The organism is Halogeometricum sp. S3BR5-2 (assembly GCF_031624635.1).
In the GTDB taxonomy this organism is placed as follows: Archaea; Halobacteriota; Halobacteria; order Halobacteriales; family Haloferacaceae; genus Halogeometricum; species Halogeometricum luteum.
On the sequence record NZ_JAMQOQ010000014.1, the window covers coordinates 1 to 5,417 of the forward strand.

General features: G+C 60.1%; 4 protein-coding genes. All 4 read right to left on the reverse strand.

All coding sequences use genetic code 11. The features are described 5' to 3' along the window. Window positions 1-118: 118 nt before the first annotated feature. On the reverse strand, window positions 119-433 hold the full coding sequence (locus tag NDI79_RS23440) for a hypothetical protein (RefSeq protein WP_310931049.1): 315 nt from the start codon (window positions 431-433) through the stop codon (window positions 119-121). Beyond that, window positions 433-2,601, reverse strand: a complete 2,169-nt coding sequence (locus NDI79_RS23445) for a hypothetical protein (RefSeq protein WP_310931050.1) — start codon at window positions 2,599-2,601, stop codon at window positions 433-435. The genes NDI79_RS23440 and NDI79_RS23445 overlap by 1 nt, the downstream gene beginning before the upstream one ends. Before the next feature lie 316 nt (window positions 2,602-2,917). Continuing rightward, window positions 2,918-3,121: a hypothetical protein gene (locus tag NDI79_RS23450; protein ID WP_310931051.1), complete on the reverse strand. Its 204-nt coding sequence runs from the start codon at window positions 3,119-3,121 to the stop codon at window positions 2,918-2,920. Beyond that, window positions 3,118-5,417 (reverse strand): phage/plasmid primase, P4 family (locus NDI79_RS23455; protein ID WP_310931052.1); only part of this gene is annotated, 2,300 nt, incomplete at its 5' end. The genes NDI79_RS23450 and NDI79_RS23455, both read right to left, overlap by 4 nt.

The window sequence follows — 5,417 nt, forward strand, 5'->3', positions numbered from 1 at the left end:
AACTAAGTCTTTCCGGTGCCGTCTAACTCGCTGAGAAAGGGTGTTTCGTACTGTTGCCATGGTCCGGGTGTTACACTCTACTGAAGACTGTATCATACGAGAGACGAGAGAAGGAGAGTTAGGTATCGAGCCTCTGGAGCAACAGAACGAACAACGCACTGCCACCGCCGAGAATCCCGGTCGCAATCATCTGTTGTGCCGTCGACGGGAGAAGCGTTATCATCGGCGCACCCACGAGTAACGTGATGATGACCGGCATGACGATACTCTGCGTTCGGATGTACATCATGGATATCACTGTGAACCAGACGATGCTACCCGGTAGGACCATGCCGTAATCCATCTGGTACGTACAGATAGCCGCGTCAAGGAACTCTGTTGCGTTCCCACCGTCCGCGAAGGGATTCGACGTGAAGGTACTACAGTCAACCATTAGAACCAGTCCTCCGAGACGGGACTGTCGCCGTTCCCACCGAACCCGAGGTCTGCGGTGTTGAACGTGAATTGTCCCTCCGTGCCACCGAACCCGAACGTGTCTTCGGCGTCATCCGCGTCGAGACCGAAATCAAACCGGGGACGGCGGCGTCGGGACGACGGAGTACCGAAGCCAAAGCCGGGGTTGTTCGGTTCAGCTTGTTCGGTCACGGTCTCCGTTGAGAGTGCCGGAGTGTTCGGCGTAGCAGTCGGTGTCGAGAATCCAAAGTCCACGCCGGTATCCGTGGGTTGTGCTACGTCGGTCGGTTGTCCGATATCCACGTTCGGAATCTCGAAGGGGTCCGCCCGAACGTTCTCATCCTGCCGTGGCTGTTCTGCCGTCTGTCCGACCGGAGAGATAAGCGGCTGTCCGATGCCAGACCCGAACCCCGTACCGAGAGACGGCGTCTGTGCCACGTCGAGGGAGGGCTGTTCAGCTTGTGACTGAGCGTCTGGCGTGTCGAGGCGCGGCGGGTCACGAACACCAAAGTCGCCCTCTCGAAAGTCAACGGACGGGTCCGTTATTTCAGGCTCCGTAACCTCGGGTTGAGACACCTCAGGTTCCATCTCTCCGAGCGTACCGCCGCCCGAGAGAATGTTCTGTAGTTCATCGGAGTCTGCGCCCGTCCGTTCACGGAACCGTTCAGATGCTCTATCACGTTCCCTCTGCCGCTGTCGCCCTTCACGGAACAGTTGAGACGTGGATACCGTGAGTAGGTCACCGACCGGCCGGTCCGGGACAGCTATCTCGGGGCTTCCGAACTCGGGTGATTCACTCGGCTGTAGTTCGGGACGGTTGATACCGCCCACGTCCGGGACGCCTAACTCGGCGTCGACGACCGGACTCCCGTCAGACGGGACGTTCACCTCGGACTGTGACGTGACACCGCCGTCCTCCGGAACCTGTACCTCCGACGATGAACCGGGGGCGAACGGGGACGACGGTATCCGCTGTTCGCCTTGTGACGTTCCTGACGCCGTCGCACTCCCGGCGATACCCACGGCACCGGCACCGAGTAGGACCGCCTCACCGACCGGCGTGGGTTCCGCGAGTGCGAACGCAGTAGCGGCGGCGGCCGTCTCACCACTCCCCGTCAACGACTGTGCGCCACTGAGGATATCACTCCGAAGGCGAAGGCGTCCTTCCTGAATCCCGGTGATAACGTCCGTGGCCCTCTCGTCTTGTGACTCCGTAAGACTCCCTTCGGTCGGAGTTCCGAACGTGAAACCGGTCGGGTTCTGTGCGAACGCCGAGGCGGTCTCTGCGCCGGGTGCAGGTGCCCCGATCCGCTCCCGGTTCTGTGCCGCAAAGTCCCGGAGCGGGTTCGTCCGACTCTGCCATGACCGGAACCCTCTCACTGCACCGAGTGGGTCACTCACTACGTCAGACGCGACAGACGAGAAGAACTCACCGGGACTCTGCGATTCTGACCGCTGTCTGTCGATACTGCCCGAACTACTCGGGGACGAAGGCATAACCTGCCCGCTTGAATCCGGGGTTGGACCGCTGAAGATGGTCGGTCGGAAGGTGTCATCGTTTCCAGTCGGGTTCTCACGGTTCCGCGTGATACTCCCCACCGTGTCCCGAGTCGTCTGAATGTTCGAGTCATCCGCCGCCGTGGGATCCTCTCGGTTCCGTGTGATACTACCGACGGTGAGACGAGTCGCGGTGATATCACGCCGGTTGGCCACGTTCCGACGGCCAGACTCGGTGAACCGTACGGATAGACCGTCGTTCCCCGCCGTCACTCTGTAGTCAGACTCGGACCCACCGAACGCGTCGACAGCCCATCGCTCCAACTCCCGCGCGTCGGATATCGTACTGTCGCTGAACGCGTCGCTTCCGGTCTCTAACCCTTGGTTCGCGTCGGGGGAACCCCCGGAGTCGCTGCCCGATGACCCGGTGTCGTCCGCACCGCTCTGGTTACGGTTGGGAATCCGACGCTCTGGCTTGTCACGTTCGACACGCCGCCGGTCGTTATCATCATCGTCGTCGTCATCGTCCCTCGCGTCATCCTCCGGACGCCCGCCGCGTCCGGGTATCCGGTCGTCTCTTCCGCTGAACGCATCACCGCTTCCACCGACCCGCTGTGATGCACGCCGGTCTCTATTCGGGTCTATTGGCATTAGAAGTCACCTCCGTAACACTCGTCGGCCACACACGGTTCGTACTGCCCCTCGATGCGACTGTACGGGTACACACCGGGTTTGTTCCCCTTCCCCGAGGAAGTCCGACACTGCGGGCGGAACGTCGGAGTGTTGCCGTCTCCGTACTCTCTGCGGAATCTGTGGTAGTCGCCCCCTTTGGGGAATACCAGTACGGGGTCATCCCCGTTTGGCAAGTTCTCTCTTATGTCTGGTAGTGACATATGTCAATACAGGGCTTCGAATACCCTAAAAGTAGCGCGCGGCGGTCTCTAGCTGCTGTCTCTCGGCGTTCCGGTTAGAACGGGATGAACACTACTGCGGCCGCCACCGTGCCGATGACTGCACCGGTCACGTCCGCCATGTGAACGTCCTGTTCTAACACGCGGCTACGCCCGTCCGTCTGTTCGAGAACGTCGCTACAGCCTTCGCAGACGAACGTGGTGCCGTTCAGGTGCCGGTATTCCGTGTGACAGTCGGGACACTTCATATTCGCGTTCATCGTTCCTCACCTCCGTTCAGCTTGTCAGTCGCTTCAACCGTGTCTGACCCAGTCTCGACGAGGTAGCCGTTCTCGGTGGCCGTCTCCTCAACTATCTCGTGGCACTCCGCGAACTCGCGGCCGCTCTTCTCGGACAGACGCACCTTCAGGTCTCCTTTCTCAACGTCTCCGCCGCCGAGTGAACGGTATGCGTTCATCAAGTCGGTGCGCCAGTCGTTCGTTACCTGTTTCTTCTCAGCCGCGCCAGATTGGTTCGTGTCGGCTTTCTCGTCTTTGCCGGTGGGATTACTCGTATTCGTCTCCGTCTTCTCTGAGTGCTTGCCTCCGTCCGCCGTGACTGGGGACTGTCCCTCTTCGCGGACGGATGCGGCGGTCACGGTGATGCGCGAGTGCGACCGGAACACGAACTGCACGCGGCCGTCATACTCGCTAACCTCGGCGTCGTCTATAGCCACTTCCTCGCCCTCGAACTCAGACAGAGAGTCCCCGTCCCACTGCACTACGTCTATAGAACCGGTGTCGTCTCTGAGCACCGCTTTCGTCCCGTTGTCGCCTATAGAGTCAACAGAGACAACTTCTGCCTTGACGTTCTCATACGCCTTCCGTGACTCCGCGACGGCCGCGACTGTCCGGTACTCCCGTCCCGACTGAACTGGGTCGGACGTGTCGGTGTCCGCCTCTTCGGGGTCGACGACGAGTCCCGCTTTCTCAGCCATCCGCTTGCCCTCTTCGGTGAGAGTGACCCTCGGGACCGCGTACTTTCTCTCGTCCCATCCGCGGAGGTCGTGCGAGACGCCCGCGTAGTCGGGGTTACGTGGGTAGACGGAACCGTAGTCGAGCGTCTTGAACAACGTCGTGCTCACGTTCGAGCCTAATTCGACGCCGTTGTTGTCCGCCCACTCACGGAAGATACGGGCCACGTCATCTTTGACGATGTAATCCGATTCGTGGGTCGTGATACAGCGCTTGGCGAACTCCTTCATGGGGTCCGCGGCCCCCTCGTACATATCCAACCGCTCCATGTAGGACTCGGGAAGCGACACGTCCCCGCCGTTCTCTCTGAGCCTCTGGATACCGTCGAGTGCGAGGTTCAGTAGTGCGCTCTTCCCCGCCTCACTCGCCAGTTCCCCTTTCAGTTCCGGCTTCGGGACCTTCTGCTTCTGCATGGGGTCGTTCGGGTCCGGGTTCTCGACGAATGTGTACGGGAGTTCTATCGGGACAATCCTCTTCGCTATCGCCTGTGGGTCCCGGTCCCCGATGATTGGCGGGTCGTTCGCCGCGAACATTAGCGTCGTGTTCATCGTATCGAAGAATCCAGTCCCGCCCTTCGGTTCGATGTCCATGAGGTCCCCCCCGGTGAGGTCTTTCAGGTCCGCGGTGTTCTTCACCCGCTTCCCGTCTATCTCACCGGCTATGTTCGCCATCTTACCGTAGATGGAGTTCTTCGAGAACTGGTTTTGCGTCATCTTCTGAAGCTTGACAGCGCCGATGTTTCTCTCACCCTCACCGGACAGCATCTCGCCTACGAGGTCGTAGAAGAACGATTTCCCGTTATCAGAGTCCCCGTGTAGCATCAAGAATTTCGGCCATCCGCGTTCGTAGGCGTCCGGTACGAGTGCGTGACCGACCATTTCCAACATGGCCTTTGCGTCGGCGTCCCGTGCGGTGAGGGTGTCCATGAACTCCTCGAAGCGCCCGGTATCGGCGTCCGGGTCGTACCGCGTCGGGATGCGGTCGACGAACACGTACTTCGGTGAGTGGTCTTTCAGTTCTCCGGTGAAGAGGTTCAGAACACCATTCTTCACGCAGACGTGCGGTTCATCGAAGTGGTCGCGCCCGTTGAACTGCGCGGGGGTTAGTCGTCGAAGTTGCTTCAGTCCCTCAACAATCTCGTGCTTCATTCGGGTGTTCCATTCTTCACCGAGACCGTCCGCTATCTCCGCGAGTATCGTCGACTCCGAGCGGTTGTACGTCCCCGTCTCGTGGTCGTAGATTAGCATCTGTTCGTCTTTCTTGGCCGTCTCGTCGACTACGGGGTGGTGTTTCTCTCGGAGGATGCGGCGGGCCGTCTCCCGCGCCAGTGGTCCCTCGCCCTCTTCGAGGAGATACCGGACGTACTCCCACGTCTCCGTGTCGTTCGGGGGCTCACGTTCCGGTTCGTCCGAGTCGCGGGACGACGTGAGTTCGGGGAGATTGAACTGGTTATCTCCAATAGACCGAAGGTAGTTGTAGGCCGTTTTCCAGTCAGAACCGCTCACGTCGCCCGGAACGACCCGTTCGTCATAATCCAGTTCGT

Coding starts and splice junctions, on each gene's coding strand:
- NDI79_RS23445 (WP_310931050.1), bottom strand. CDS start 2,601: ATGCCAATAGACCCGAATAGAGACCGGCGTGCATCACAGCGGGTCGGT.
- NDI79_RS23440 (WP_310931049.1), bottom strand. CDS start 433: ATGGTTGACTGTAGTACCTTCACGTCGAATCCCTTCGCGGACGGTGGG.
- NDI79_RS23450 (WP_310931051.1), bottom strand. CDS start 3,121: ATGAACGCGAATATGAAGTGTCCCGACTGTCACACGGAATACCGGCAC.